The following is a 25128-nucleotide window of genomic DNA, read 5'->3' as shown; positions in this document are numbered from 1 at the left end:
CCGCCGCCTCTCCACCGCCGACCCGCGCCGCCGACCCACGTCGCGAGGCCACGCTACGGTGCCGGCCGATCCCGCCCCGGCACGCCCCCCTGTACTCGCTCGTGCCCCGGATCCAGCGGCGGCCCCGCCATGTCGCAGCCGACCCGTACACACGGCGCGGCGCGCCCGCCCGGGACGGCCGGCTCGGTCGCGGCCAGCACCCCGCTCGGCACGGTGAACCAGGCCACCGCCGAGCCGACCACAAGGAGCGCCGCGCAGATCCACAACGCGCGGTCGAAGCCGGTGTCCACCACACCCGGGTCCCGGTAGCCGTCGCCGGACAACCCGACCAGCGCCGGCAGACCGGCCACCGCGAGCAGCCCCGCCGCCCGGGCCGCCGCGTTGTTGACCCCGCTCGCGATGCCCGCCCGAGCCACGTCGACCGAGGCCAGCACGGTCGCGGTCAGCGGCGCGACCAGGATCGCCAGGCCCAGACCGAACACCACCACGCCGGGCAGCACGTCGGTGGCGTAGGACGCGTGCGGGCCGACCCGCAGCAGCGTCAGCAGCCCGCCCGCGCACACCAGCGGCCCCGCGGACAACTGCCACCGCGGCCCGATCCGCCGGGCCAGATCGCCCGAGCGGGCGGACAGGAACAGCATCACCACGGTGACCGGCAACAGCGCCAGACCGGCCTCCTGCGCCGAATAGCCCGCCACCGTCTGCAATTCGAGCACCAGGAGCAGCATGAACGCGCCCAGCGCGCCGTAGACGAACAGCGTCACCACGTTGACCGAGGTGAACAGCCGGATCCGGAAGATGTCCAACGGCAGCATCGGCTCGGGCGAGCGCTTCTCCACCACGACGAACACCACACCCACCACCACCCCGGCCGCGGCCGCGAACGCCGCCGAGGTCGGGTTGGTCTGCGCCTCCACCAGGGCCCAGGTCACCCCCGCCAGGGCCAGCGCGGCGAGCACCGCGCCGGTCACGTCGAACCGGCCGCGCGGTTGCGGGTCGAAGGTCTCCGGGACGGTGCGCAGCGCCACCACGATGGTCGCCACCGCCAACGGCGGATTGATCAGGAAGACCCATCGCCAACTGACCGCGTCCACCAGCCAGCCGCCCAGAAACGGCCCGATCGCGCTCGCCACGCCGCCGAGCCCCGACCAGGTGCCCACCGCCCGGGCCCGGTCGTCGGCGTGGAACGTGGCCTGGATGATCGCCAGCGAGCCGGGGGTCAGCAGCGCGCCGCCGATGCCCTGGAGCGCGCGGGCGGCGATCAGCGTCTCGACGTTCGGCGCGATCCCGCACAGCAGCGAGGCCAGCGCGAACCAGGCCACCCCGATCACGAACACCCGACGCCGCCCGTAGCGATCGCCCAGCGCGCCGCCGAGCAGGATCAGCCCGGCCAGGGTGAGGGTGTACGCGTTGACCGTCCACTGCAGCGCCGCGAGCGAGGCGTCGAAGGAACGTCCGATGCTCGGCAGCGCCACGTTGACGACGGTCGAGTCGAGCATCGCCATGCCGGAGCCGAGCACGGTGGCGAGCAGCACCCACCGGCCGGCGGGAGTCTTGGCGCGGATGCCCCCGGAGGGGAGGGAGACGGACACCCGAGCATCATGCCCCTCGACGCTCCGCCGAAAGCCGCCGCACGCGGGTCCTGCACCGAACGGCCGATCGCCCCGCCCCCGCACCGCGGGCGGTACGAGGGGCGGTACGAGCTAGCGGGCTATCCGCGGCGCGGGGATCCCGCGCGGCGTTTCGCGCCGCGGTACACGATCCGGTCCGGGCAGTACCGCCATCGCGAAGATCATCAGCAGCACCGCGACCACCGCGTCCATCCAGTAGTGGTTCGCGGTCACCACGACCACGAGCAGCGTGATCGCCGGATGCAGCCACATCGCCCAGCTCGCGATCTTGCGACCGGTCCCGGCCGCGCGCCACACCGAGGCCACCCCGAGCGCGACCACCACCGCCCAGCCCACGTGCAGCGACGGCATCGCGGCGAACTGGTTGGCGATCTTGGCGCCGGCGCCGGCGTACGGCGAGTCGCCCGCATCCATCCCCGTGTCGGTGAAGCCCGGCATCTTCCGCGGCGGCGCCAGCGGCACCAGGATGTGGATGATCAGCGCGGCGCCGGTCATCATCGCCAGGATGTTGCGCACCCACTTGTAGTGCTCGCGATGACGGATCCACAACCACAGCAGGAACCCGACGGTCGCGGGGAAGTGCACGTAGGCGTAGTACTTGTTGCAGAACGTGATGGCCGCGTGCGACTGCATGAACCAGTGCTGGATCGACGCCTCGTCGGGCAGTCGCAGGTCCTGCTGCATGGTCAGCAGCTGCTTCGCGTTCGAGAAGGCGGTCGACGTCTCGCCCGAGGCCAGCCCGCGACCGAGCTTGTACACCCCGAACAGCAGCGCGACCAGAAGCAGCTCGCGGCCCGCGTCCTTGATCGTGCGCATCCGGCGGGCCTTGGCCGCGGCGGCCTCGTCCGAAGCCGTCGTCGCCCCGCCGGCCTTCGTCACCGACCCCGCCTGCGTGGTCGGCGGCGACTGCTCGCGCCCCTCGACCTCGTGGGAGGGATCCTCCGTGACGTTGCCCTTCACCACGTCCCCCATGCTGTCGGTTGAGCCGTCGGTCGGTCGATTCGATCGGATCCGTCACCACCCGGGTCGTGGACCACTCCCCGAATCCGCGCGGCGGATCGAGGGGTGCGTTGTCCGGCGGCAACGCTTCAGCCAGGGTAGACGGATCAGGTTAGACCGATCCTCCCCCTGAAGTACCAATCGGGGCCGGCTCGCAGGGGGTACCTCGGTACCTTGCCCCGGCCCGTTCTCCTCTGGACGTCGTAGGGGGTCTCCCCGGTTCGGGCGAGCCTGGCCAACTCGCGCACACCGCCCGCCGACGGTACGTAGGCTGCCGGTATGACCGACGCGACGGGGGAAAAGCGGCTCGTACTCGTGGTCGAGGACGAGCCCATGATCGCCGACGCGGTGGCCGCCCGGCTCCGGGCGGAGGGGTTCGGCGCGATCACCGCGCCCGACGGTCCCTCGGCGCTGACCACGGCCGCCGGCACCCGTCCCGATCTGGTCGTGCTCGACGTGATGTTGCCCGGCCTCGACGGCCTGGAGGTGTGTCGCCGGCTCCAGGCGCTGCACCCGGGGCTGCCGGTGCTCATGCTGACCGCGCGTGACGACGAGACGGATCTGCTCGTCGGCCTGGCGGTGGGCGCCGACGACTACATGACCAAGCCGTTCTCGATGCGCGAGCTGGTGGCCCGGGTGCACGTGCTGCTGCGCCGGCTGGAGCGGGCCGAGGCGGCGGCCCGGGCGGTCTCCCCCGAGGCCGCGCTCCAGTTGGGCGTGTTGCGGATCGACCGCACCCAGCGCCGGGTCCGGCTCGGCGTCGACGAGGTGCACCTGACCCCGACCGAGTTCGACCTGCTGGTCTGCCTCGCCTCGCGGCCGCGGGCGGTGCTCTCGCGCGAGCAGTTGCTGGCCGAGGTGTGGGACTGGGTGGACGCGTCCGGGACGCGCACAGTGGACAGCCATGTGAAGGCGTTGCGCCGTAAACTCGGCGCCGAGTGGATCCGCACCGTCCACGGTGTGGGCTACGCGCTGGAGGCACCGTCCTGAACACCGCCGACCTCCGCCCCGTGCGGTCGCGCCGCCTGCGGCTCGGCCGCGGCAACCCGCGACCGCTGGATCGATTGCGCTCGATCAAGGCCAAGCTGGGCGTGCTGGTGATCGCGTCCGTCTTCGTCTCGACGCTGCTGATCATCCTGGGGCTGCGGGCCGAGGTGCGGTTTCGGTACATGCTCGTGTTCACCTCGCTGGCCTGCCTGGCGGTCACCCTCGTGCTCGCGCACGGGATGACCTCGCCGCTGCGCGAAATGACCGCCGCCGCGCAGGCGATGGCGCGCGGCGACTACTCGCGCCGGGTGCGCGCCACCTCGCGCGACGAGGTGGGCCGCCTCGCCGGTGCGTTCAACCACATGGCGGCCGACCTGGAGGCGGTGGACCGACACCGCCGCGAACTGGTCGCCAACGTCTCGCACGAGTTGCGCACGCCCATCTCCGCCCTGCACGCGGTGCTGGAGAACCTCGTGGACGGCGTGCAGAAACCCGATCCCGACACGCTGGGCCTCGCGCTCACCCAGACCGCGCGATTGGGCCGACTCGTGTCACAACTTCTCGACCTTTCCCGACTGGATTCGGGGGCGGTGCCGCTGCAGGCGCGCGAGTTCGCCGTACGGCCCTTCCTGGTCGCGCTCACCCAGGAGACCGGGGCGCTGGGCGGCGACGTTCGCTTCGAGGTCGACGTCCAGCCGGCGGAGCTGACCGCGCGGGCCGACCCCGAGCGGCTGCATCAGGTTGTTACCAATCTGGTGGCCAACGCCTGCCGACACAGCCCGTTCGGTGGCACGGTGAGTCTGCACGCACGACGCGACGACGGCATCGGCAGCCTGCGCCTGGAAGTCCTGGACGAGGGTCCGGGAATTCCGTCCGCCGAGCGCGGCCGGGTGTTCGAACGTTTCACCCGCGGCGGCGGAAGTTCGTCCACCGACGGGGGAACCGGACTCGGGCTGGCGATCGCCCGCTGGGCCGTGGATCTGCATGGGGGTGATATTTCCGTAGCCGAATCGAGCCATGGGTGCCGAATCCGAGTGCTCCTGCCCGGTGACCCGACGTAATCGGGTGATCGGCCACTAACTGCACGGGACGATCCCGACATGACGTTCCGTGACCACCAATACGGCGGGAAGCAACAAACGCGACTAAACAGTCAACCGTTTGTGATCTACGCGACGCGGAGGCCGAGGGGCCTGCGCGACACCGGTCAAAGGGCGTAGCCTTGTTTCCCGCTGTCCACCACCCCAGGAAGCGGAAGAGGGCGGTTGCCGCCGTGTCGTCACAGTCCCCTAGCAACCCGATGGCCAGCTTCGGCCCCAACGAGTGGCTCGTCGACGAGATTTACCAGCAATATTTGCAAGATCCCAACTCGGTGGATCGTGCTTGGTGGGACTTCTTCGCCGATTACAAGCCCAGCGAGCCGTCGACGCCGTCGACGTCCGCCGGTCAAGCCACCGTGGCAAGCCCGAGCGGCCCCACACCAGTGAGCGGTACCACGAACAACTCTGGAAACATCCCCGCGCCGAGCACGGCGCAACCCCCGGTGTCGGCGGCGATTTCGTCGACCGCGACGGGGACGACGACTCCGGCCCCGGCCCCGAGCCACCCGATGATGACGACCGGCGTACAGGACGCGGCGCCTTCGTCGACTCCGATCCCGGCCGGCACTCCGGCCCCGCCCGTACCCGCGAAGGCCGCCCCCGCGGCGCCGGCCAAGCCGCCGGCCGCCAAGGCGCCCGCGGCACCGAAGCAGCCCGCCGCGTCCCCCGAGGCCGTCCAGCTCAAGGGCCCGGCGGCACGTGTCGCGATCAACATGGACTCGTCGCTCACGATTCCGACCGCGACCAGCGTGCGGGCCGTACCGGCCAAGCTGCTGATCGACAACCGGATCGTGATCAACAACCACCTCAAGCGTGCTCGCGGTGGCAAGGTCTCGTTCACCCACCTCATCGGCTACGCGCTGGTCCAGGCGGCGAAGTCGATGCCGTCGATGAACCACGCGTACGAAGAGCGTGACGGCAAGCCGTTCCTGGTCAAGCCGGCCCACGTCAACCTCGGTCTCGCGATCGACCTGACGAAGGCCAACGGTGACCGCCAGCTCGTGGTGGCGGCCATCAAGAAGGCCGACGAGATGGACTTCTTCGCCTTCTGGCAGGCGTACGAGGACATCGTCCGGCGGGCCCGGTCGAACAAGCTCACGGTGGACGACTTCGCCGGGGTGACGATCTCGCTGACCAACCCGGGCGGCATCGGCACCGTGCACTCGGTGCCGCGCCTGATGCCCGGTCAGGGCACGATCGTCGGCGTGGGCGCGATGGACTACCCGGCGGAGTTCGCGGGGGCGTCCGCGGACACCCTCTCCCGCCTCGCGGTCAGCAAGACACTCACGCTGACCAGCACCTACGACCACCGCATCATCCAGGGCGCCCAGTCGGGCGAGTTCCTGCGCCGGATGAACCAGCTGCTGCTCGGCGAGGACTGCTTCTTCGAGGAGATCTTCCGTTCGCTGCGCATCCCGTACGAGCCCGTGCGCTGGGTGCAGGACATCTCCGCGACACACGAGGACGACGTCAACAAGACGGCACGTGTGCAGGAGCTGATCCACTCCTACCGGGTCCGCGGTCACCTGATGGCCGACACCGACCCGCTGGAATACAAGCAGCGCCGGCACCCGGACCTCGACGTGGTCGAGCACGGGCTGACGTTGTGGGACCTGGAGCGCGAGTTCGCGGTCGGCGGCTTCGCGGGGCAGTCGCTGATGACGCTGCGCGACGTGCTGGGCGTGCTGCGGGACACTTACTGCCGCACCGTCGGCATCGAATACATGCACATCCAGGACCCGGACCAGCGCCGCTGGATCCAGGAGCGGGTGGAGGTGCCGCACGCCAAGCCGGACCGCGAGGACCAGCTGCGGATCCTGCGCCGGCTGAACGCGGCGGAGGCGTTCGAGACCTTCCTGGCCACCAAGTACGTCGGCCAGAAGCGCTTCTCCCTGGAGGGCGGCGAGACCACCATCCCGCTGCTCGACGCGATCATCTCGGCGGCGGCCGAGGACGGCCTGGACGAGGTCGCGATCGGCATGGCGCACCGCGGCCGGCTGAACGTGCTGACCAACATCGTCGGCAAGTCCTACGCGCAGGTCTTCCGCGAGTTCGAGGGCAACATCGACCCCAAGTCGATGCACGGCTCGGGCGACGTGAAGTACCACCTCGGCGCCGAGGGCACGTTCTCCTCCGAGGACGGCGCCCAGGTCAAGGTCTCCCTGGTGGCGAACCCCTCGCACCTGGAGGCGGTCGACCCGGTCCTGGAGGGCGTCGTGCGCGCCAAGCAGGACATCATCGACATGGAGGGCGCCGACTTCCCGGTCCTGCCGCTCCTGCTGCACGGCGACGCCGCGTTCGCGGGCCAGGGCGTGGTCGCCGAGACGCTCAACATGTCGCAGCTGCGCGGCTACCGCACCGGCGGCACGATCCACGTGGTGATCAACAACCAGGTCGGCTTCACCGCCTCCCCGGCCGCGTCCCGCTCGTCCATCTACGCGACCGACGTCGCGCGGATGATCGAGGCGCCGATCTTCCACGTCAACGGTGACGATCCCGAGCAGTGCGTGCGGATCGCGCAGCTCGCGTTCGAGTACCGCCAGACGTTCCACAAGGACGTGGTGATCGACCTCATCTGCTACCGGCGCCGGGGTCACAACGAGGCCGACAACCCGTCGTTCACCCAGCCGCTGATGTACGACCTGATCGACAAGAAGCGTTCGGTGCGCAAGCTCTACACCGAGGCCCTGATCGGTCGTGGCGACATCACGGTGGAGGAGGCCGAGCAGGCGCTCAAGGACTACCAGGACCAGCTGGAGAAGGTCTTCTCCGAGGTCCGCCAGGCCACCGCGCCGCAGGCCCCGCAGGTGGCCCCGGCCGCCCCCGCGGCCGACATCGCCTTCCCGCGGATCGACCCGACCGGCATCGCGCACGAGACGGTCAAGCGGATCGTCGAGTCGCAGGTCTCGCTGCCCGAGGACTTCGCCGTACACCCGCGCCTGCAGCCGCAGTTGCAGCGTCGGGCGGCGATGGTCGAGGACGGCACGATCGACTGGGCGATGGGCGAGACGCTCGCGTTCGGCTCGCTCCTGATGGAGGGTCGCCCGGTGCGCCTCGCCGGTCAGGACAGCCGGCGCGGCACCTTCGGCCAGCGGCACTCGGTCCTGGTGGACCGCACCTCGGGCGCCGAGTACACCCCGCTCGCGCACCTGTCCGAGGACCAGGCCAAGTTCACCGTCTACGACTCGCTGCTCAGCGAGTACGCCGCGATGGGCTTCGAGTACGGCTACTCGCTGGCCCGGCCGCAGTCGCTGGTGTTGTGGGAGGCGCAGTTCGGCGACTTCGCCAACGGCGCGCAGTCGATCATGGACGAGTTCATCTCCTCCGCCGAGCAGAAGTGGCACCAGCACTCCGGTGTGGTCCTGCTGCTTCCGCACGGCTACGAGGGTCAGGGCCCGGACCACTCGTCCGCGCGCATCGAGCGCTACCTCCAGCTGTGCGCGCAGAACAACATGACGGTGGCCGCGCCGACCCTGCCGAGCAACTACTTCCACCTGTTGCGCTGGCAGGCGCTGAACCCGCACCACAAGCCGCTCGTGGTGTTCACCCCGAAGTCGATGCTGCGTCTGAAGGCCGCCGCGTCGAAGATCGAGGAGTTCACCACCGGGCAGTTCCGGCCGGTGATCGGGGACACCACGGTGGACCCGGCCAAGGTCAAGCGGGTGGTCATGTCCTCCGGCAAGTTCCACTACGACCTGGCCGCGGGCCGGGCCAAGGCGGGCCGCGACGACGTCGCGCTGGTCCGCGTGGAGCGGCTCTACCCGCTGCCGGTGGCCGAGCTGAAGGCGGAGTTGGAGCGCTACGGCCTCGACCGCTACGGCAAGGACCTGGAGCTGGTCTGGGCCCAGGAGGAGCCGACCAACCAGGGCGCGTGGCCGTTCATCGCGCTCAACCTGGTCGAGTACGGCCTTCCGGCGCCGCGGCGGATCGCGCGTCCGTCGTCCTCGTCGCCGGCGGTCGGTTCGGCCAAGCGGCACGAGGCCGAGCAGCAGGGCCTGGTCGAGGAAGCGATGAGCTGATCCACGGCTCGTAGGTCGATTCACCGGCTCCGCCCCGGCGCACGTACGATGCGCGCCGGGGCGGAGCCGCGTTCGGCGGTGGATCCCACACACATATCGGAGTCGGAGAGCATGTACTTCACGGACCGTGGCATCGAGGAGCTGGAGAAGCGGCGCGGCGAGGAGGAGGTGTCCCTGGCCTGGCTCGCCGAGCAGCTGCGCACGTTCGTGGACCTCAACCCCGAGTTCGAGACGCCCGTCGAGCGGTTGGCGACCTGGCTGGCGCGGCTGGACGACGAGGACGACGACGAGTAGCGGGCCCGGTCAGGTCCCGGTGTCGGCGCGGCTCGGCGCGCGGGTGTGCCACACGGCCCAGCCGAGGGCGTAGAGCACCAGTCCGACGGCGATGCCGCGGCCGAATCCGGTCGCGGCGTCGAAGCCGAGCACCTCGAAGGCCGGTACCCGCCCGTCGGGGAACGGCAGCAGCGCCCTGGCCGCCCCGATCGCGCCGACCAGCACCAGGGCGCCCAGCACCGCCCAGCGCCCCGCCACGGGCATGCGCGGGCCCGTGACGGGGCGTTGCGGCAGTCGGCCGATCCAGCGCCACGTCCACACCGAGCAGGCGACGAGCCCGACCACCGTGCTGATGTGCTGGAGCAGCACGTAGCCCGGCCGCAGGCCCAGGAACTCCCGGCGCAGCTCGGGCAGTACGTGTGCCACCCCCGGGTCGTCGTGGTGCGTCCAGGCGTCCCAGGCCAGGTGTGAGAGCCCGCCCAGCACGGCGGAGACCACGAACCACGCGCTCACCACGAGCATTTCCCGCAGGAGGGGCCGTCGGGCCCGCGCGGCGGCGTACCACCGGCCCGGCACGCGCGGGCGCAGCGGCTCCTCCAGGGCCGCCCGGATCCGGTCCGGGAGCAGCACGAGCAGCGGCCTGGCCAGTAGGTGGAACGCGAGCACGAGCAGCGCGGTGAGCACGATGTTCAGGCCCAGCACCCCCGGCCACAGCTCGTGGGTGGCCCGGCGGTCGGCGCGCATCGGCAGGAAGTCCAGGTTCACGAACAGGATCACGTCCGGGGCCATCGCGCCGAAGGCGAGCGCGGAGGCGATCAGCGGGCCGTGTCGACCCGCCCCGGCGCCGACCGTGGTGCCGGTGCGGGTCGCCCCCTGCAGCGGAAGCACCGCGGCGATGTGGCTGAGCGTGAATGGCATGCGTGGCGCCCCCGGGTGCGATGCGGCCCCCGCGCGTACGTGCCGCGCGGCGGGCAAGGTCCGTCGGCATCAAAAAACGCCGGAAGCAGACCGGATGGTTCCCTTGACCTCCGCCACACGCGATATATCGTGAGTGGTAGAGCTTCGCGATATATCGCGTCCGGCACACATCGTGCCCGACGCATCGTGTCCGGCACACCGACCCCAAGGGGAGGGTCCATGTCCCGATGGATGATCGAGGGACCGCAAGACCTCACACTCGACACCGTGCGGGTGCTGCGGGTGCGCACCATCGGCGGGCTGGTCGACGTCGTGGGCACCGACGGCCCGCCGCGCCTGGAGGTGCACGCCGTCGAGGGTCCGCCGCTGCAGGTGACCCACGACGAGGTGAGCGGCGAACTCGTCGTCTCCTACCCGGATCTGACGGCCAAGCACCTGATGGACCGGTTCCAGAACGCCGGCAAACGCTCCGACCTGCGCGCGTTCGTGACCGAGGGGCGCGCGCTGGGTCGGCGGCACGCCGAGGTCTCGCTGGCGGTGCCGTGGGACTGCACGGTCGAGATCGGCGTGGTGTCCGCGCACGCGACCGTGTCCGGGATGCACGGCACCACCACGGTGCGCAGCGTCGGCGGCGACGTGACCCTGGTCGGGCTGACCGGCACGGTCGACGCGAACACGATCTCCGGATCGGTCGACGCCGAGTCGCTGGCGGGCGACCTCGGGGTGGTGACGGTGGCCGGCTCGCTCACCGTGATCGAGGGCACCGGCGGCCGGGTGCGGGCCAACTCGGTCTCCGGGTCGATGACCCTGGACCTGGACGAGGTCGGCCGCAGCCACGTGCAACTGACCACGGTATCCGGTGAGTTGACCGTACGCCTGCCGCACCGCGGGGACATGCGCGTGGACGTGCGCACCGCGGCCGGCTCCGTCGACTCGGTCTTCGACGAGCTGACCACGAGCGCCAAATTCGGCGCGAGCCACGTGACGGGCACGCTCGGCGAGGGCTCGGGCCGGCTGCGGATCAACTCGGTATCGGGCGACGTGACGCTGCTGCGCCGCGCGCCGGAGGGAAAGGTGAGCGCATGAACCCCGTCTTCGGCCACGGCCGGCTACGGCTCTACCTGCTGAAGCTGCTCGACGAGAGCCCCCGTCACGGCTACGAGGTCATCCGCCTGCTCCACGACCGCTTCCTGGGCCTCTACTCGCCCTCCGCGGGCACCGTCTACCCGCGCCTGGCCAAGCTGGAGCAGGAGGGCCTGGTCGAGCACGACGTCGAAGGCGGCCGGAAGGTCTACCGGATCACCGACGCCGGCCGCGCCGAACTGGCGGCCCGCCAGGAGGAGTTGACCCAGTTGGAGGCGCAGATCCGCGAGTCGGTCTACGAGCGGGCCCGGGAGATCCGGGACGAGGTGCGCACGTCGGCGCAAAGCCTGCGGGAGGAACTGGGCCGCGCGGCCCGGGAGGTCCGCAAGTCCCCGCGCCCGGCCGTCGAGGAGGAGGAACGCCCGGACACCGACGACTGGTCCGACCCCAAGGCCGCCGGCCGCCGGTCCTGGGAACCGATGTTCTCCCAGCGCATGGCCGACCTCGCCGAGGGCCTGGCCCACAACCTGGTCGACCTGGCCGCCAAACCCGGCCTGTTCGACCTGGAGCGCGAACTCCGCCGCCGCTTCGGCACCGACCCGGAACCCACCTCCGCCCGAGCCCGAGCCACCGACGCCTGGTCCAAGGAAACCGACCGCCCGACCCGCGACCAGGACTCCCTGGACCTGGAAGCAATCATCGACTCCATCCGCACAGAGGTAACCCCCTGGGCCCACCGAGCCAGCGTAACCCAGGACCAACTGAGCCAGGCCCGAGACATCATCAAAACGGCGATCAAGGACCTGAAAGCCATCTTCGACCCCAACCCCCCACCCCAATAACCCACCCACCCGGCACGGGATACGACCACGGCAAGGCCGCATCCCGTGCCACCCAAAACAACCAAGCCAATCCAGCCCCACCGACACTCGAAGCAAACCAGCCCGACCCACACACGAGGCCACCCAGCCCGGCCCGCGCATGAGGCCAAATCAGCCCCGCCGGCGCTTGAGCCGAAACAGCCCGGCCGGCGCATGAGGCCAAATCAGCCCCGCCGGCGCTTGAGGCGAAACAGCCCGGCCGGCGCATGAGGCCACAGGGGCGCCACGTGACGTCGGCCGCACGGCCAAAGGCACACCGACCCCACCGGCCGCACGGCCAAGTGCACGGCCAACCACACGCGCCGACCCGGCCCGAGCCCGCCTACCCCCGCCGATGCAGTCGCGCCAGCGACAACCGCCCCGCCGCCAACACGCGCGTGTTCACCGACTCGACCCGCCCCGTCCGCCCCACCACGACCTTCGGATACACCGGAGGAAGCACCACCGCGTCCCGCGCGACGATCTCCCCCGCCACCCGCGTGAGCCGCGCCCGCCGCGCGTTGTCCGGCGTCGCCGCCGCCTCCTCGACCAGCCGATCCAGCTCCGGGTTCGCATACCCCGTGCTCTCGCCCCCGGTCGACACCGCCGGCGCCAACGCCGCGAAGCCCGTACGCCCGACCGCGTACCCCGACCCGCGCCGATCCACCAGCGCCGCGTCGAAGTCACCGACCCGCCGCCGCGCCGCCCACGTCGCCGCGTCCACCCGCTCGACCACGACGGTGAACCCGACCCGGTTCCACCCTTCGGCCAACACCCGCGCCACGTCCGGCAGTTCCCCGGCCTCCCCGACCACCGCCAGCAGCGTGAACCGCACGCCGTCCCGCGGCAACGGCACCGGCGCCTCGCCCAACATCGCGGTGACCCGCTCCGGCTCCACCGTCGGCCCCGCCGTCGCGCTCGGACTCGGCTTCGGCGACGCGGTCGGGCTGACCCCCCGCCCGTACGGGGTGTACTCCGGGTCCCACCCCTCGTTGCCCGGCCCCAGCGGCCCCTGCCCGATCACCGCGTCGCCCCGGTACACGTCCCGCAGCACCCGGGTGCGATCCATCCCGAACCCCAGCGCCCGCCGCACCGCGACGTCGTCGAACGGCGGCCGGCGCAGGTTCGGCAGCACCACCAGATCGGCCGGCCCGCTCGCGGTCTGCACGTACGTGTCGTCCGCCTTGCGCAACCGCCGCACCTGATCGGGCGTCGGGTGCGGGTACACCGCGAGCCGGTGCGCCTTCAGGTCGGCCACCGGATCGGCCGACGCGCGGAACTCCAACGCGTCCGCCGGCGCGGCCTTGTCCCGATACCCCGCGTCCCGGCGCAACACGACCGCACCGCCGTCCGCGCTCGCCAGCCGAAACGGCCCGGTGCCCACCAGCGCCCGAGGATCCCCCAGGCTCGCCTGATGCGGGATCGGCAGACAGGCCAGGAACGCCCGGAGCGCCCCGAACGCACGCGGCAGCTCGATCCGTACCGTCCGCGCGTCCGGCGCCTCGATCGCCCCGAACCGCCCCGCCAGCCACGGCGCCCAGTCCCCCGCCGTCGCCGGATCGTTCACCCGGCGCAGACACGCCGCCACATGCTCGGCGGTGAACGGATCCCCGTTGTGGAAGCGCACATCCGCCCGCAGCCGCACGGTCCAGCTCAGCCCGTCCGGCGCGATCAGCGGATCGGCCGCGGCCAGCACCGGCCCGATCGTGGTGTCGTCCCGGTAGGTGTACAGCGCCTCGACCACCGGGTCGGCGATCCACCGGGTCGCCTCGGCCGTCGAGTGCACCGGATTGAGCACGTCGGGCAGCCGCGGCAGGCCCACCACGAGCGTGCCCCCCGACCGCGACTCGCGCCCGCCACAACCGGCGAGCAGGCCCGCGGACACCGCGACCACCCCCGTACCGGCCCCCAGGGCAAGCACACGGCGACGGGACAACGGCATCCGAGGGTCCTTCCACAACCGAGAACCGGCAACCGACAGCCGGATCAAACAGCGAAAACGATCTTCCCGAACAACTCGCCCTCCGCCAACCGCCGAAACCCCTCCACCGCCTCGCGCAACGGCAGCACCGAGTCGATCACCGGCCGCACTCCGGCATGCGCGCACAGCCGAAGCAGCCCCGCGAGCTCGTCCTTGTCGCCCATCGTCGAACCGACCACGCGCAGTTCGTTGAAGAAGATCCGGGTCAACTCGGCGGCCGGCGGCCGATCGCCCGAGGTGGCACCGGAGATCACGATCGTGCCGCCCGGCTTCAGGCTCTTGATCGAGTGCGACCAGGTGGCCGCGCCGACCGTCTCCATCACCGCGTCCACCCGCTCGGGCAACCGCGCGCCCGAGCCGAACGCCGCGTCCGCGCCCAGCTCCACCGCCCGCGCGCCCTTGGCCTCGTCCCGGCTGGTCACCCACACGCGATACCCGGCCGCCTTCCCGAGCACCACCAGCGCGGTGGCCACCCCGCCGCCGGCGCCCTGGACCAGGATCGTGCCGCCCGGCCGCACCCCCGAGTTGGTGAACAACATCCGATACGCCGTCAACCACGCCGTAGGCAGGCAGCACGCCTGCTCGAAGCTCAGTTCGGCCGGCTTGGGCAGCAGGTTCCAGCGCGGTACGGCGACCTTCTCGGCGAAGGTGCCGTCGTAGCGCTCGGTCAGGATCGACCGGGGCTCGTCGGTCCCGAGCCCGCCGATCACCGAGTGCACGACGACCTCGTTGCCGTCCTCGTCGATCCCGGCCGCGTCACAGCCCAGGATCATCGGCAACTGCTTCTCGGTGATGCCCACACCCTTGAGGGACCACAGGTCGTGGTGGTTCAGCGAGGCGGCCTTGACCGTGACGGTCGTCCACCCCGGCGGCAGTGTCCCGTCCGCGCCGGGCTCGGGTCGTTCCCCGAGCCGGAGACCGGACAGCGGGTCCTGGGCATCGATGCGCACGGCACTCACGGCAAACATGCAGGCACCCTACTGACGCCGGCGACGAGCCGAGGGGCCCACCCGCCCGGGTGGGCCCCTCGGCTCTCGGCAGCCGTGGCCGCGCGTCGATCGTCGAACGGTCGGCGAGGAGCCGTCGGACGATCACCGATCCACGGACCGCGGCTCAGATGCGCGCCACACCGTCGCGGCGCGCGGCCTCGGCCACCGCCTTGGTCACCGCCGGCGCGACCCGATCGTCGAACGGCGACGGAATCACCCGGTCGGGCGCCAGCTCGTCGGCGACGACCGCGGCCAGCGCCTCGGCGGCGGCCACCTTCATCCCCTCGGTGATCCGCTTGGCGCGCACCGACAGGGCGCCGGCGAACACACCCGGGAAGGCCAGCACGTTGTTGATCTGGTTCGGGTAGTCGCTGCGCCCGGTGGCGACCACGGCCGCGTACTTGTGCGCGAGGTCCGGGTCGATCTCCGGGTTCGGGTTGGCCATCGCGAAGATGATCGCCTCGGGCGCCATCGTCGCCACGACCTCCTCGGGCACCTTGCCCGCGGAGACCCCGAGGAAGACGTCGGCGCCCTTCATCGCGACCTCGATGCCGCCGCGCAGCCCGGCCTTGTTGGTCAGCTCGGCGATCATCCGCTTGATCGGCGTCAGGTCGTCGCGTCCCTCGTGCACGATGCCCCGGCTGTCCACCACGCACAGGTCGCCGATGCCCGCCTCGATCAGGATCTTGGCGATCGCGATGCCCGCCGCACCCGCGCCCGAGATGACCGCGCGCAGGTCGCCGAGCCCGCGCCCGGTCACCGTGGCCGCGTTGCGCAGCGCGGCCAGCGCGACGATCGCGGTGCCGTGCTGGTCGTCGTGGAAGACCGGGATGGACACCCGCTCCTGGAGCCGGCGCTCGACCTCGAAGCAGCGCGGGGCGCTGATGTCCTCCAGGTTGATCCCGCCGAACGAGGGCGCGAGCCGGGCGATGGTGTCCACCAACTCGTCCACGTCGGTGCAGTCGAGCGCGATCGGCACCGCGTCGACGCCGCCGAACTGCTTGAACAGGATCGCCTTGCCCTCCATCACCGGCAGGGAGGCGGCCGGACCGATGTCGCCCAGACCGAGCACGGCGGTGCCGTCGGTGACGACCGCGACCGTGTTGGACACCCACGTGTAGTCGTGGACCAGCTCCGGGTTCTGCGCGATGGCCGTGCAGACACGTGCCACACCTGGCGTATAGGCCAGGGACAGGTCGTCGCGGTCGCGCACCGGGACGGTCGAGCGAACTTCCATTTTCCCGCCCCGGTGCAGGGCGAAGACCGGATCGAGTTCGTCCGTCGCCATGCTGTCCGTCGGGATGATCTCCGCTGCCACAGTGACCCCTCTTATCGACTTCATCGACATTGCTCAGTGGAAGTGCAGCTCTCGGAGCGCGAGCGCCGGCTGCCTACCTCAGCGGCATCGGCGCTTCGTGCAGCGCACATGATCCGGCTGAGGGTACGGGGGTCACCCGTGACGCCGATTTTGGCACACCCCCCGAACGGGGGTACGCCGGGGCGATGAACCGATTACCACCTTTTTGTGATGGACCGTCAATCCCTGGTGCACCCGGCCCAGACGCTAGTGCCACGGGCGGTACGCTGACAGTAACCGCCGCCACATCCGTCAGGTCGTTCCGGGCGAATCGCGCGCCGATCGTCCACCGCGCGAAGAAGGGCAGCCGTTGGACCTCTCCGCGTATGCCGAGCACGCGGTCCGCCTGGTCAACACCGAACAGCCGGCCCGCGGCGAGGACCTGCTGCGCTCCCCCGACGACGTGCCCGCGCTGATCGCACCCGTTCGGCGGATCCCGTCCCGGGTGACCGACGGTGACGTGGCCCGGCTGCGCTCGGTCCGCACCCGCCTGCGCGCGGTCTTCACCGCCGCCGCGGCCGGACGCGAGGCGGACGCGGTTGCGACGCTGAACGGGCTGCTCGCCGAATTCCCCGTACATCCGCGCCTGACCGGCCACGACGCCAGTCCGTGGCATCTACACCTGGCGGGCGACGCGGTCGGCGCGGCCGAGGGCTTCGCCGCCATCGCCGGCATGGGCCTGGCCGTGCACTTGACTACGCACGGTATCGACCGACTCGGCGTCTGCCAGGCGCTCCCGTGCCGGAACGTGTTCCTGGACCTGTCCGCAAATCGCTCCCGCCGGCACTGTTCGCACCGGTGCGCCTCGCGCGCCAACGTGGCCCTGTACCGGGCCAGACGCCGGGCCCGGGAGCCGCGACCCGACCGACATACCTGACATTTGCGGGTTGGCGGGCGGTCGACTGTGGCACATCTACATGGACGGCTTGATCTCCCGGTGCGAAATTACCGAAGTCGGGTACACTACGTACTCGTCAAATCACATATCGTGACGTACCGTCGGGTGGACGGCTCCCCGGTCGTTCCCGCCCGCGTTCGCGCATCGATGACGACAGTTGTCGGCCGGCGCGGTAGCGTCGCTGGGGTTCCCCGACATCGGTGGTGACCGCCTCCGGCGGCCACCCACAGCAGCACCTTGGAGGTGAGGGTGTCCCAGCGATCCGCACACACCGCGGACGAAGCCGGCACCGGGCAGCGTGACTTCGTCGAGGTCCGACTGCCTGCCGAAGGTGCCTATCTCTCCGTCCTGCGCACCGCCACGGCGGGCCTCGCGGCCCGCCTCGACTTCACCCTGGACGAGATCGAGGATCTGCGCATCGCGGTGGACGAGGCGTGCGCGATGTTGCTCGATCAGGCGGTGGCCGGCGGGATCCTCTCCTGCGTGTTCAACCTGGTGGGCGACGCGTTGCACGTGACCGTGTCCGCGCCGACCACCGACGGTCGAACACCCGCGCGCGACACGTTTGCCTGGACCGTCCTGTCGGCACTGGCCGGCGAGGTGGACGCCACGGTGAGCGACGACAAGGTGGTCGCCATCAGCCTGCACAAGAAGCGCGGTGGCGGGCCGGAGCAGACGTGAGCAGTGGTGTTGAAGGCGCGGCCAACGAACCGCAGCCGAGCGCGGCCTCACCCGACGAGGCCGCCGGGCGCGGCCGAGGGGAGGGTGAGGGCATGGTGAGCGACGCGAGTATGACGATGGACGGTGGCGTCGAGGCGACGGGGTCGGCGCGGCCTGCCGGAGCCGCCGGGCCCACGGGTCCCGCGGTGCCGAATCGGCGGCGGGCCGGTTCCGAACGCCACGCCCACGACCGCGAGGTCGCGCGGGGGCTGTTCGCGCGGTTGGCGGAGCTGGAATCGGATCCGCCGGCCCGGGCCGCGGTGCGCGATCGACTGGTGGAGATGCATCTGCCGCTGGTCGAGCACCTGGCCCGCCGGTTCCGCAATCGCGGCGAGCCGCTCGACGACCTGATCCAGGTGGCCACCATCGGCCTGATCAAGTCGGTGGACCGGTTCGACTCGGATCGCGGGGTCGAGTTCTCGACCTACGCGACGCCGACCATCGTCGGCGAGATCAAGCGGCACTTCCGGGACAAGGGCTGGGCGGTGCGGGTGCCGCGCCGACTCCAGGAGCTGCGGCTCGCGCTGACCTCGGCCACCGCCGAGCTGTCCCAGCGCAACGGCAGGTCCCCCACGGTCGCCGAACTCGCCGTGCAGTTGGGGATCTCCGAGGAGGAGGTGCTCGAAGGCCTCGAATCGGCCAACGCCTACAGCACGCTGTCGCTCGACGTGCCGGACACCGACGACGACTCGCCGGCCGTCGCCGACACGTTGGGCGCCGAGGACGACGCGCTGGAGGGGGTCGAGTATCGCGAGTCGCTCAAGCCGCTCCTGGAGCAGTTGCCGCCGCGGGAGAAGAAGATCCTGCTGCTTCGCTTCTTCGGCAACATGACCCAGTCCCAGATCGCGCAGGAGGTCGGCATCTCCCAGATGCACGTCTCGCGGCTGTTGGCGCGCACGCTCGCGCAGTTGCGCGAGCGCCTGCTGATCGAGGAGTAGCACCGGGGCGGCACCGGGTGCACCGGGTGCGCGCGGGTGTGGAAGTGCGGCGGCCCCGGACCGATGTCGGTCCGGGGCCGCCGCTTCGCCGAGCCGGTGTCCGCGCGCTCAGGCCCGCCGGGCCTGGTGCCGCGTTTCGAGCGCCTTGTACATCCCGGGGGTGGCGAGCGTGCCGATGGTGGCCGCGCCCACGATCATCGTCAGGATCCCGATCGCCATCTGATCCGCCTTGATCAGATACCAACCCATGCCGACCACGATCAGATTGGCGGTGATCGCCGGCGATCGGCTCCAGCGCCGGCCGCGCACCATGCCGGCGAAGGCGGCGACTATCCCGGCGGCGAGGATCAGCAGGTAGATGCCGATCGCCACACCCTCCGAGGAGTTGGTCGGATGGCCGAACTCGCTGCGGAAGGTCAGGTAGAGGGCGTAGCCGAGGAGCGCGAACGCCTCGACACCGACCACCGCGGTACAGATGCGCCAGGTGAGCGGGAGGGCCCCGGCGGGGTCCGGCTGGTCCTGGGCGGAAGGGCTCTCGGTCACCCCAAGACTGTAACCTCGGGCCGGTGTGCTCCGGGCCGGGGGCGTCCTACCCGCCGGTAGATACCCTGTCGTCATGCGTGCCCTTCTCGTCGTGAACCCCAAGGCCACGACCACCAGTGAGCGGACCCGCGACGTGCTGGCACACGCGCTCGCCGGCGACCTCAAGCTCGACGTGGTGAGCACCGAGCACCGGGGCCACGCCGCGGAGCTGGCCCGGCAGGCGGCCGACGACGGCATCGATCTGGTGATCGCGCTCGGCGGCGACGGCACGGTCAACGAGGTGGCCAACGGTCTCCTGGCGGCGGGCCCGGCCCCCTCGCTGCCGGCGGTGGCGGTGGTCCCGGGCGGCAGTACCAACGTCTTCGCCCGCTCGCTCGGACTGCCCAACGACCCGGTCGAGGCGACGGGTCTGCTGCTCGACGCGCTGCGCGCGGGTCGCAGTCGGGAGATCGGCCTGGGCCTGGCCGACGAGCGCTGGTTCCTGTTCTGCGCCGGACTCGGCTTCGACGCCGAGGTGGTCGGACGGGTGGAGCACCGCCGGGCCGGCGGCCGGCGAGCCACTCCCGGGTTGTACGTACGCTCCGCGATGCACCACTTCCTCGGCGGTCGAAACGCCCGCAGGAACGGCCCGCTCACGCTGGAGGTCCCGGGCATGGACCCGATCGGGGGAATCTGCCTCGGCATAGTCCAGAACACGGTCCCGTGGACGTTTTTGCGCGATCGGCCGTTGAATCCCTGTCCGCAAGCGTCATATGACACCGGATTGGACCTCTTCGCGCTCACCCGGATGACAACACTGCCCACATTGCGCCATCTGGCCCAGATGCTGGCCTCCACGGGTAATGCTCCACACGGGCGTCACGTCGTGTCCCTGCACGACTGCGATGCGTTCACTCTTCGGGCTGAAGAACCTGTTTCCCTTCAGGTCGACGGGGACCATCTGGGAGAACATCGGAGTGTGACCTTCAGGGGGGTTCCCCGTGCACTGCGTGTGATTGTGTGAGTGGAAGGGCCTTTTGGCCTTTCACTCGAACGCGAATACCCCGTTCATCCCTTCGATGTAGTGGTGTGACCTAGTCGACACCGATGATTTAAAAAATCCTGGCCCAAGGGGGTTGTATCGGCGGCCGAGGTTTGTAAGGCTCTACGAGGCGGCAGGGACGTGGCCGAAAGGTCATCTTCACCGCCCGAATCCACTGCCAAACCTGGGGACCGACTCCGTCGGCCCCATGCTTGTCGGGGGGTTCGTGAAAGCGTTCACATTCACAAGCCACAGCGGGGCCGGAAGCCCTTGCTGACCCACGAGGAGTTGGACCGCATGGACTGGCGCCACGTTGCTGCCTGCCGTGACGAAGACCCGGAGCTGTTCTTCCCGATCGGCAACACCGGTCCCGCTCTGCTTCAGATCGAGGAGGCGAAGGCGGTCTGCCGCCGTTGCCCCGTGATGGAGCAGTGCCTGGGCTGGGCTCTCGAGTCCGGTCAGGACGCGGGTGTGTGGGGCGGTCTGAGCGAGGACGAGCGTCGCGCTCTCAAGCGCCGCGCCGCCCGCAACCGCGCCCGCGCCTCCGCCTGATCACACGACGGGCTGAACTCTCCGGAGACTTGGATCACCGGAAAACAAAAAAGCTTTACCGCAGTTGCCCCGCCGGGGTCCGATCGGACCGAGGCGGGGCAACTGCTTTTTCCCGTGTGGGTGTTCGTCGCGGACGCGGGATCCGAACCGATCCGGAATTCGGCGGCGGGGCTCAGCGGCGCTGCCGCAGGTGTACGTCCAGCCTGACGATCGTGCCGCCGGCCGGATTCGGCACCATGTCGAAACGGCCCGCGAGTTCGCTGCCCACGAGGGTGCGCACGATCTGCAGGCCGAGATTGCCGGACGTCTGCGGGTCGAAGCCTTCGGGCAGGCCGATCCCGTCGTCGGTGACGGTGATCAGCAGTCGCTCCGCCCACCGTTCCGCGTGCACCTCCAGGGTGTTGGCCCGATCCGCGTACGCCGGGTCCTCGAACGCGTGCTCCAGGGCGTTTTGCAGCAGCTCGGTCAACACCATCGCCAGCGGCGTGGCGGTCTCCGCGATCAGCTCGCCGAAGTTGCCGTGCCGGGCGGTGCGCACCCGCAGCGAGGACGCGGCGACCTCGGTGACCATCGACAACACCCGGTCGGCGATCTCGTCGAAGTCCACCCGCTCGTCCAGCGTCTGGGACAACGTCTCGTGCACGATCGCGATCGAGCCGACCCGGCGCACCGCCTCCTCGAGCGCGGCGCGGGCCTGCGGCGCGTCCATCCGGCGGGCCTGGAGGCGCAGCAGCGCGGCCACCGTCTGGAGGTTGTTCTTCACCCGGTGGTGGATCTCCCGGATGGTCGCGTCCTTGGTGATCAGCTCGCGTTCGCGACGGCGCAATTCGGTCACGTCGCGCAGCAGCATGATCGCGCCGATCCGCTGACCGCGCGGCTTGAGCGGGATCGCCCGCAGCTGCACCACCGCGGCCGGCGTCTCGACCTCGGTCTCGCGCGGCGCCCAGCCGCTGGCGACCGCGGAGATCGCCTCGTCGACCGGTCCCTCGTGCGGGGCCAGTTCGGCGGTGATCCGGCCGAGGTGGCAGCCCACCAGGTCGGTGGACAGGCCGAGTCGGTGGTAGGCGGAGAGCGCGTTGGGACTGGCGTACTGCACGATGCCGTCGGCGTCGAGCCGGATCAGGCCGTCGCCCACGCGCGGCGAGGCGTCCATGTCGAGCAGTTCGCCCGCGTGCGGAAACGTCCCTGCGGCGATCATCTGGGCCAGGTCCGCGGCGCTTTGCAGATAGGTCAGTTCCAGCCGGCTTGGGGTGCGCGCGGTGAGCAGGTTCGTGTTGCGCGCGATCACCCCGATCACCCGGCCCTCGCGGGAGACGGGGATGGCCTCGACCCGCACGGGCACGTCGTCGCGCCACTCCGGGTCGCCCTCGCGCACGATCCGCCCCTCGTCGAGGGCGGCGTCCAGCATCGGCCGCCGGCCGCGCGGGACGAAGTCGCCGACCAGGTCGTCCTGGTGCGAGGTGGCGCCGGTGTTGGGCCGCATCTGCGCCACCGCCACGTACTGCCCGTCGTCGGTGGGCACCCACAGCACCAGGTCGGCGAACGACAGGTCCGCGAGCAGTTGCCACTCGGACACCAGCAGGTGCAGCCACTCCAGGTCGGCGGCGGACAGCGCGCCGTGGCGGCGGACGAGATCGTTCATGGAGGGCACACGCGCAGCGTACTTTCCACCCGGCCTGCGATCCTGGCCGCCCCACTCCGCCGCACCCGTGAGGTATGGATGTCCACCGAATCGCCCACGCCCGGCCGGCCCCTCCCCGGCGGCGGTCATCCGCTCGACTGGCTGGACCTGCGGGAGAAGGAACGGGAGGAGGCGGGGCTGCGGCGCCGGCTGCGTCCGCGCGAGGCGACGGTCGACGGGCTGGATCTGGCCGGAAACGACTACCTGGGGCTTACCCGCGACGAACGGGTGATCGAGGCGGGTGTGCGCGCCCTGCGCACCTGGGGCGGCGGGTCGACCGGGTCGCGCCTGGTGACCGGGTCCACGACGCTGCACGCCGCCTTGGAGGCGGAGCTGGCCGCGCACATGGGGGCCGAGGCGGCGCTGGTGTTCTCCTCCGGCTACCTGGCCAACCTCGGGGTGATCTGCGGCCTGATCGGCAAGGGCGGACTGGTCGTCTCGGACACGATCAACCACGCCTCGATCGTGGACGCGTGCCGGCTGTCCCGGGCCCGGGTGGCGATCACCCCGCACTGCGACGTCGAGGCGGTGGCCCGGGTGCTGGCGGAACGGGCCGAGGAACGGGCCCTGGTGGTCGTGGACGCGGTTTTCTCGGTCGACGGGAACATCGCCCCCCTCGCGGCGCTGGCGGCCGTCACACGGCGATATGGCGCCGTCCTGCTCGTGGACGAGGCGCACGGGCTCGGTGTGGTCGGCGCGGGCGGTCGGGGCGCGGTGCACGCGGCCGGGCTCGCGGGGGCCGACGACGTGGTGCTGACCGCGACGTTGTCCAAGGCGCTCGGCGCGCAGGGCGGCGCGGTGCTGGGTCCGCGCCGGGTGGTCGAGCACCTGGTCGACGCGGCCAGGTCGTTCATCTTCGACACCGGGCTGGCCCCGGCGAGCGTCGCGGCGGCCCTGGAGGCGCTGCGGATCCTGCGCGCGGAGCCGGATCTGGCCGAGCGGGTACGGGCGAACGCGCGCGCGCTCGCGGCCGGCGCCCGGGAGGCGGGGCTGCGCGCGACCGAGCCCGAGGGCGCGGTGACGTCGGTGCTCGTCGGCGAGGCGCGGCTCGCGTTCGACACCGCCGCGCGCTGCGCGGATGCCGGGGTCCGGGTCGGCTGCTTCCGTCCGCCGTCGGTGCCCGACGGCATCTCCCGACTGCGCCTCGCGGCCCGCGCGGACCTGACCCCGGCCGATCTGGAGCGGGCCCTGACGGCACTGCGATACGCCACTTCGTGACCCGATAACCACCGGTATACGTGTCATGTCCCTCGACATTGGTCTAGACAACTGGGATTGGTCTGAACCAAAATGGGCGGCGGCCTCCCGGCCCGCACCGGGAGGCCGCCGAACGTTCGGCCGCGTAGCGGTCCCGCAGGGAAGGAAGGGCACGCGTGGCCGGCATAGGGGCACCTCGCGTGCTTGTGGACGGGAAGCTCGTGGGCCCGGCCGAGGTGGGGGTCGAGCAGGGCCGGATCACCGGCGTCACCCGGGGACCCGGCCGCCCCGACACACTCCGACTGCCGCACGGCGTACTCACGCCCGGCCTGATCGACGTGCAGCTCAACGGCGCGTTCGGGCACGACTTCGTGGCCGCGGACGCGACCGCCTGGCGTGAGGTCGCCGCCCGGCTCCCCTCGACCGGCGTCACCGCCTTTTGCCCGACCTTCATCACCGGCGACCTGGACATCCTCACCGCGGCCCTCGTGCGGGCCGCGGAGTTGCGCGCCAAGCTCGCCACGGAGCCCATCGCGCGCGACCTGGGCGTGCACCTGGAGGGGCCGTTCCTGTCCCCCGCCCGGGTCGGCACCCACCCGCCGGAGTACCTGCGCGAGCCCACTCCCGAACTGATCGACCGGCTGCTCCTGGACGACGCCGTCCGCGAGGCGCTGACGCTGGTCACCCTGGCCCCCGAACTTCCCGGTGCGCTCGAGGCCATTCGACGCATCGTCGCCGCGGGGATCCGAGTCTCGGCCGGACACACGGACGCGACCGCCGCCGAGATGTCCGCCGCCGCGGACGCGGGCGCGACCATGGTCACCCACCTGTTCAACGCCCAGCGCGGCCTGGGCCACCGCGAGCCGGGCGTGGTCGGCGCGGCGCTGAGCGACCCGCGCCTGACCCCCGGCCTGATCGCCGACCTGCACCACGTGGTGGGCCCGGTCTGCTCGCTGGTGCTGCGTGTGGCGGGCGAGCGCACCGCGCTGGTCACCGACGCGATGGCGGCCGCGGGCATGCCGCCCGGCCGCTACCGGCTCGGCGACGTGGACGTGACCCTGGTCGAGGGCGACGTGCCGCGCAACCCCGACGGCACCATCGCCGGCTCGGCGCTGACCCTGGACCTGGCCGTGCGCAACCTGATCGGCCTGGGCAACCCGCCGGCGCGGGTGCTCACCTCCGCGACCAGGGTCCCGGCCGACGCCCTGGGCCGCACCGACCTCGGCCGCATCGCCCCCGGCGCCACGGCCGACCTGGTCTGGTGGAGCGACGAGTGGACGATCCTCAAGACCTGGATCGGCGGAGTGGTCGCCTACGAGGCCACCACCGCCTGACCACCCCCACCCCACGACGTGCGAAAGCCCCCGACCCGGGTCGCGGG

Annotated in this window: 21 protein-coding genes; 13 read left to right on the top strand and 8 right to left on the bottom strand. The window is 71.3% G+C overall.

The genetic code is table 11. The features are described from left to right. Positions 1 to 53 precede the first annotated feature (53 nt). Positions 54 to 1592: an MFS transporter gene (locus ACFRCG_RS21445; protein WP_380033670.1), complete on the bottom strand. Its 1539-nt coding sequence runs from the start codon at positions 1590 to 1592 to the stop codon at positions 54 to 56. Positions 1593 to 1703: 111 nt separating this feature from the next. After that, positions 1704 to 2603: a phosphatase PAP2 family protein gene (locus ACFRCG_RS21440; RefSeq protein WP_380033669.1), complete on the bottom strand. Its 900-nt coding sequence runs from the start codon at positions 2601 to 2603 to the stop codon at positions 1704 to 1706. 306 nt (positions 2604 to 2909) lie between these two features. Here ACFRCG_RS21440 and ACFRCG_RS21435 point away from each other — a divergent pair, with 306 nt between their 5' ends. From ACFRCG_RS21435 to ACFRCG_RS21420, 4 genes are all read left to right on the top strand, one after another. Further along, complete coding sequence (locus tag ACFRCG_RS21435; protein ID WP_078975482.1) at positions 2910 to 3620, top strand: response regulator transcription factor; 711 nt, start codon at positions 2910 to 2912, stop codon at positions 3618 to 3620. Between the two features lie 20 nt (positions 3621 to 3640). After that, positions 3641 to 4678, top strand: coding sequence for an ATP-binding protein (locus tag ACFRCG_RS21430; RefSeq protein ID WP_379994825.1), 1038 nt, complete (start codon positions 3641 to 3643; stop codon positions 4676 to 4678). A gap of 239 nt (positions 4679 to 4917) precedes the next feature. Then, entirely contained in the window at positions 4918 to 8736 is a 3819-nt protein-coding gene (locus tag ACFRCG_RS21425) for a multifunctional oxoglutarate decarboxylase/oxoglutarate dehydrogenase thiamine pyrophosphate-binding subunit/dihydrolipoyllysine-residue succinyltransferase subunit (RefSeq protein ID WP_380033667.1), read from the top strand. A gap of 111 nt (positions 8737 to 8847) precedes the next feature. Next, positions 8848 to 9030: a DUF6104 family protein gene (locus tag ACFRCG_RS21420; protein WP_078979233.1), complete on the top strand. Its 183-nt coding sequence runs from the start codon at positions 8848 to 8850 to the stop codon at positions 9028 to 9030. 9 nt (positions 9031 to 9039) lie between these two features. Here ACFRCG_RS21420 and ACFRCG_RS21415 read toward each other — a convergent pair whose 3' ends face one another. Further along, positions 9040 to 9927, bottom strand: a complete 888-nt coding sequence (locus ACFRCG_RS21415; protein WP_380033665.1) for a DUF4184 family protein — start codon at positions 9925 to 9927, stop codon at positions 9040 to 9042. A 219-nt stretch (positions 9928 to 10146) separates the two neighbouring features. On the opposite strand from ACFRCG_RS21415, the gene ACFRCG_RS21410 reads away from it, so the two are divergent. Next, the gene (locus ACFRCG_RS21410; protein ID WP_380033664.1) at positions 10147 to 11013 is read left to right on the top strand and encodes a DUF4097 domain-containing protein; all 867 of its coding nucleotides are present in this window, start codon (positions 10147 to 10149) and stop codon (positions 11011 to 11013) included. Beyond that, positions 11010 to 11852, top strand: a complete 843-nt coding sequence (locus tag ACFRCG_RS21405; RefSeq protein ID WP_380033662.1) for a PadR family transcriptional regulator — start codon at positions 11010 to 11012, stop codon at positions 11850 to 11852. Before ACFRCG_RS21410 ends, ACFRCG_RS21405 begins: the two co-directional genes overlap by 4 nt. Before the next feature lie 361 nt (positions 11853 to 12213). On the opposite strand, the gene ACFRCG_RS21400 is transcribed toward ACFRCG_RS21405, so the two are convergent. The 3 genes from ACFRCG_RS21400 to ACFRCG_RS21390 all read right to left on the bottom strand — a co-directional run bounded on the left by ACFRCG_RS21400 (position 12214) and on the right by ACFRCG_RS21390 (position 16128). After that, positions 12214 to 13812, bottom strand: coding sequence for an ABC transporter substrate-binding protein (locus ACFRCG_RS21400; protein WP_380033660.1), 1599 nt, complete (start codon positions 13810 to 13812; stop codon positions 12214 to 12216). 44 nt (positions 13813 to 13856) lie between these two features. Continuing rightward, complete coding sequence (locus ACFRCG_RS21395) at positions 13857 to 14819, bottom strand: zinc-binding dehydrogenase (RefSeq protein WP_380033658.1); 963 nt, start codon at positions 14817 to 14819, stop codon at positions 13857 to 13859. 145 nt (positions 14820 to 14964) lie between these two features. Continuing rightward, a complete protein-coding gene (locus ACFRCG_RS21390; RefSeq protein ID WP_380033823.1) occupies positions 14965 to 16128 on the bottom strand; it encodes an NADP-dependent malic enzyme in 1164 nt (387 codons plus the stop codon). A gap of 379 nt (positions 16129 to 16507) precedes the next feature. Between ACFRCG_RS21390 and ACFRCG_RS21385 the strand changes: the two genes are divergently transcribed. From ACFRCG_RS21385 to ACFRCG_RS21375, 3 genes are all read left to right on the top strand, one after another. Then, positions 16508 to 17074 (top strand): CGNR zinc finger domain-containing protein, encoded by a 567-nt coding sequence (locus ACFRCG_RS21385; protein ID WP_380033656.1) that lies wholly within the window; start codon positions 16508 to 16510, stop codon positions 17072 to 17074. A 258-nt stretch (positions 17075 to 17332) separates the two neighbouring features. Beyond that, positions 17333 to 17776: an anti-sigma regulatory factor gene (locus ACFRCG_RS21380; RefSeq protein ID WP_379994809.1), complete on the top strand. Its 444-nt coding sequence runs from the start codon at positions 17333 to 17335 to the stop codon at positions 17774 to 17776. A gap of 92 nt (positions 17777 to 17868) precedes the next feature. After that, positions 17869 to 18753, top strand: coding sequence for an RNA polymerase sigma factor SigF (locus tag ACFRCG_RS21375; RefSeq protein ID WP_380033822.1), 885 nt, complete (start codon positions 17869 to 17871; stop codon positions 18751 to 18753). Positions 18754 to 18861: 108 nt separating this feature from the next. Here the strand turns inward: ACFRCG_RS21375 and ACFRCG_RS21370 are convergent, their stop codons facing one another. After that, positions 18862 to 19296 carry a hypothetical protein gene (locus ACFRCG_RS21370; RefSeq protein ID WP_380033654.1) on the bottom strand — a complete coding sequence of 145 codons (435 nt, stop codon included), beginning with the start codon at positions 19294 to 19296 and terminating at the stop codon, positions 18862 to 18864. Positions 19297 to 19369: 73 nt separating this feature from the next. Between ACFRCG_RS21370 and ACFRCG_RS21365 the strand changes: the two genes are divergently transcribed. Together ACFRCG_RS21365 and ACFRCG_RS21360 are read left to right on the top strand one after the other, a co-directional pair. Continuing rightward, entirely contained in the window at positions 19370 to 20299 is a 930-nt protein-coding gene (locus ACFRCG_RS21365; RefSeq protein ID WP_380033653.1) for a diacylglycerol/lipid kinase family protein, read from the top strand. 315 nt (positions 20300 to 20614) lie between these two features. Next, positions 20615 to 20869 carry a WhiB family transcriptional regulator gene (locus tag ACFRCG_RS21360; protein WP_020557388.1) on the top strand — a complete coding sequence of 85 codons (255 nt, stop codon included), beginning with the start codon at positions 20615 to 20617 and terminating at the stop codon, positions 20867 to 20869. Positions 20870 to 21041: 172 nt separating this feature from the next. Here the strand turns inward: ACFRCG_RS21360 and ACFRCG_RS21355 are convergent, their stop codons facing one another. Then, positions 21042 to 22511 (bottom strand): histidine kinase N-terminal domain-containing protein, encoded by a 1470-nt coding sequence (locus ACFRCG_RS21355; RefSeq protein ID WP_380033820.1) that lies wholly within the window; start codon positions 22509 to 22511, stop codon positions 21042 to 21044. Positions 22512 to 22589: 78 nt separating this feature from the next. Between ACFRCG_RS21355 and ACFRCG_RS21350 the strand changes: the two genes are divergently transcribed. Then, positions 22590 to 23768 (top strand): 8-amino-7-oxononanoate synthase, encoded by a 1179-nt coding sequence (locus ACFRCG_RS21350; RefSeq protein ID WP_380033651.1) that lies wholly within the window; start codon positions 22590 to 22592, stop codon positions 23766 to 23768. A 179-nt stretch (positions 23769 to 23947) separates the two neighbouring features. Further along, positions 23948 to 25081 (top strand): N-acetylglucosamine-6-phosphate deacetylase, encoded by a 1134-nt coding sequence (gene nagA / locus ACFRCG_RS21345; RefSeq protein WP_380033649.1) that lies wholly within the window; start codon positions 23948 to 23950, stop codon positions 25079 to 25081. The last annotated feature ends 47 nt before the right edge of the window (positions 25082 to 25128 follow it).

It is taken from the genome of Embleya sp. NPDC056575, assembly GCF_042793325.1.
Classification (GTDB): Bacteria; Actinomycetota; Actinomycetes; order Streptomycetales; family Streptomycetaceae; genus Embleya.
This window is presented reverse-complemented; position numbering and strand designations above follow the sequence as displayed.

Bases quoted from the DNA above. Each gene is read 5' to 3' on its own strand.
- ACFRCG_RS21440 (WP_380033669.1), bottom strand. From the start codon at position 2,603: ATGGGGGACGTGGTGAAGGGCAACGTCACGGAGGATCCCTCCCACGAG.
- ACFRCG_RS21405 (WP_380033662.1), top strand. From the start codon at position 11,010: ATGAACCCCGTCTTCGGCCACGGCCGGCTACGGCTCTACCTGCTGAAG.
- ACFRCG_RS21435 (WP_078975482.1), top strand. From the start codon at position 2,910: ATGACCGACGCGACGGGGGAAAAGCGGCTCGTACTCGTGGTCGAGGAC.
- ACFRCG_RS21390 (WP_380033823.1), bottom strand. From the start codon at position 16,128: ATGGCGACGGACGAACTCGATCCGGTCTTCGCCCTGCACCGGGGCGGG.
- ACFRCG_RS21395 (WP_380033658.1), bottom strand. From the start codon at position 14,819: ATGTTTGCCGTGAGTGCCGTGCGCATCGATGCCCAGGACCCGCTGTCC.
- ACFRCG_RS21420 (WP_078979233.1), top strand. From the start codon at position 8,848: ATGTACTTCACGGACCGTGGCATCGAGGAGCTGGAGAAGCGGCGCGGC.
- ACFRCG_RS21375 (WP_380033822.1), top strand. From the start codon at position 17,869: ATGGTGAGCGACGCGAGTATGACGATGGACGGTGGCGTCGAGGCGACG.
- ACFRCG_RS21360 (WP_020557388.1), top strand. From the start codon at position 20,615: ATGGACTGGCGCCACGTTGCTGCCTGCCGTGACGAAGACCCGGAGCTG.
- ACFRCG_RS21410 (WP_380033664.1), top strand. From the start codon at position 10,147: ATGTCCCGATGGATGATCGAGGGACCGCAAGACCTCACACTCGACACC.
- ACFRCG_RS21365 (WP_380033653.1), top strand. From the start codon at position 19,370: ATGCGTGCCCTTCTCGTCGTGAACCCCAAGGCCACGACCACCAGTGAG.
- ACFRCG_RS21350 (WP_380033651.1), top strand. From the start codon at position 22,590: ATGTCCACCGAATCGCCCACGCCCGGCCGGCCCCTCCCCGGCGGCGGT.
- ACFRCG_RS21400 (WP_380033660.1), bottom strand. From the start codon at position 13,812: ATGCCGTTGTCCCGTCGCCGTGTGCTTGCCCTGGGGGCCGGTACGGGG.
- ACFRCG_RS21415 (WP_380033665.1), bottom strand. From the start codon at position 9,927: ATGCCATTCACGCTCAGCCACATCGCCGCGGTGCTTCCGCTGCAGGGG.
- ACFRCG_RS21355 (WP_380033820.1), bottom strand. From the start codon at position 22,511: ATGAACGATCTCGTCCGCCGCCACGGCGCGCTGTCCGCCGCCGACCTG.
- ACFRCG_RS21425 (WP_380033667.1), top strand. From the start codon at position 4,918: ATGGCCAGCTTCGGCCCCAACGAGTGGCTCGTCGACGAGATTTACCAG.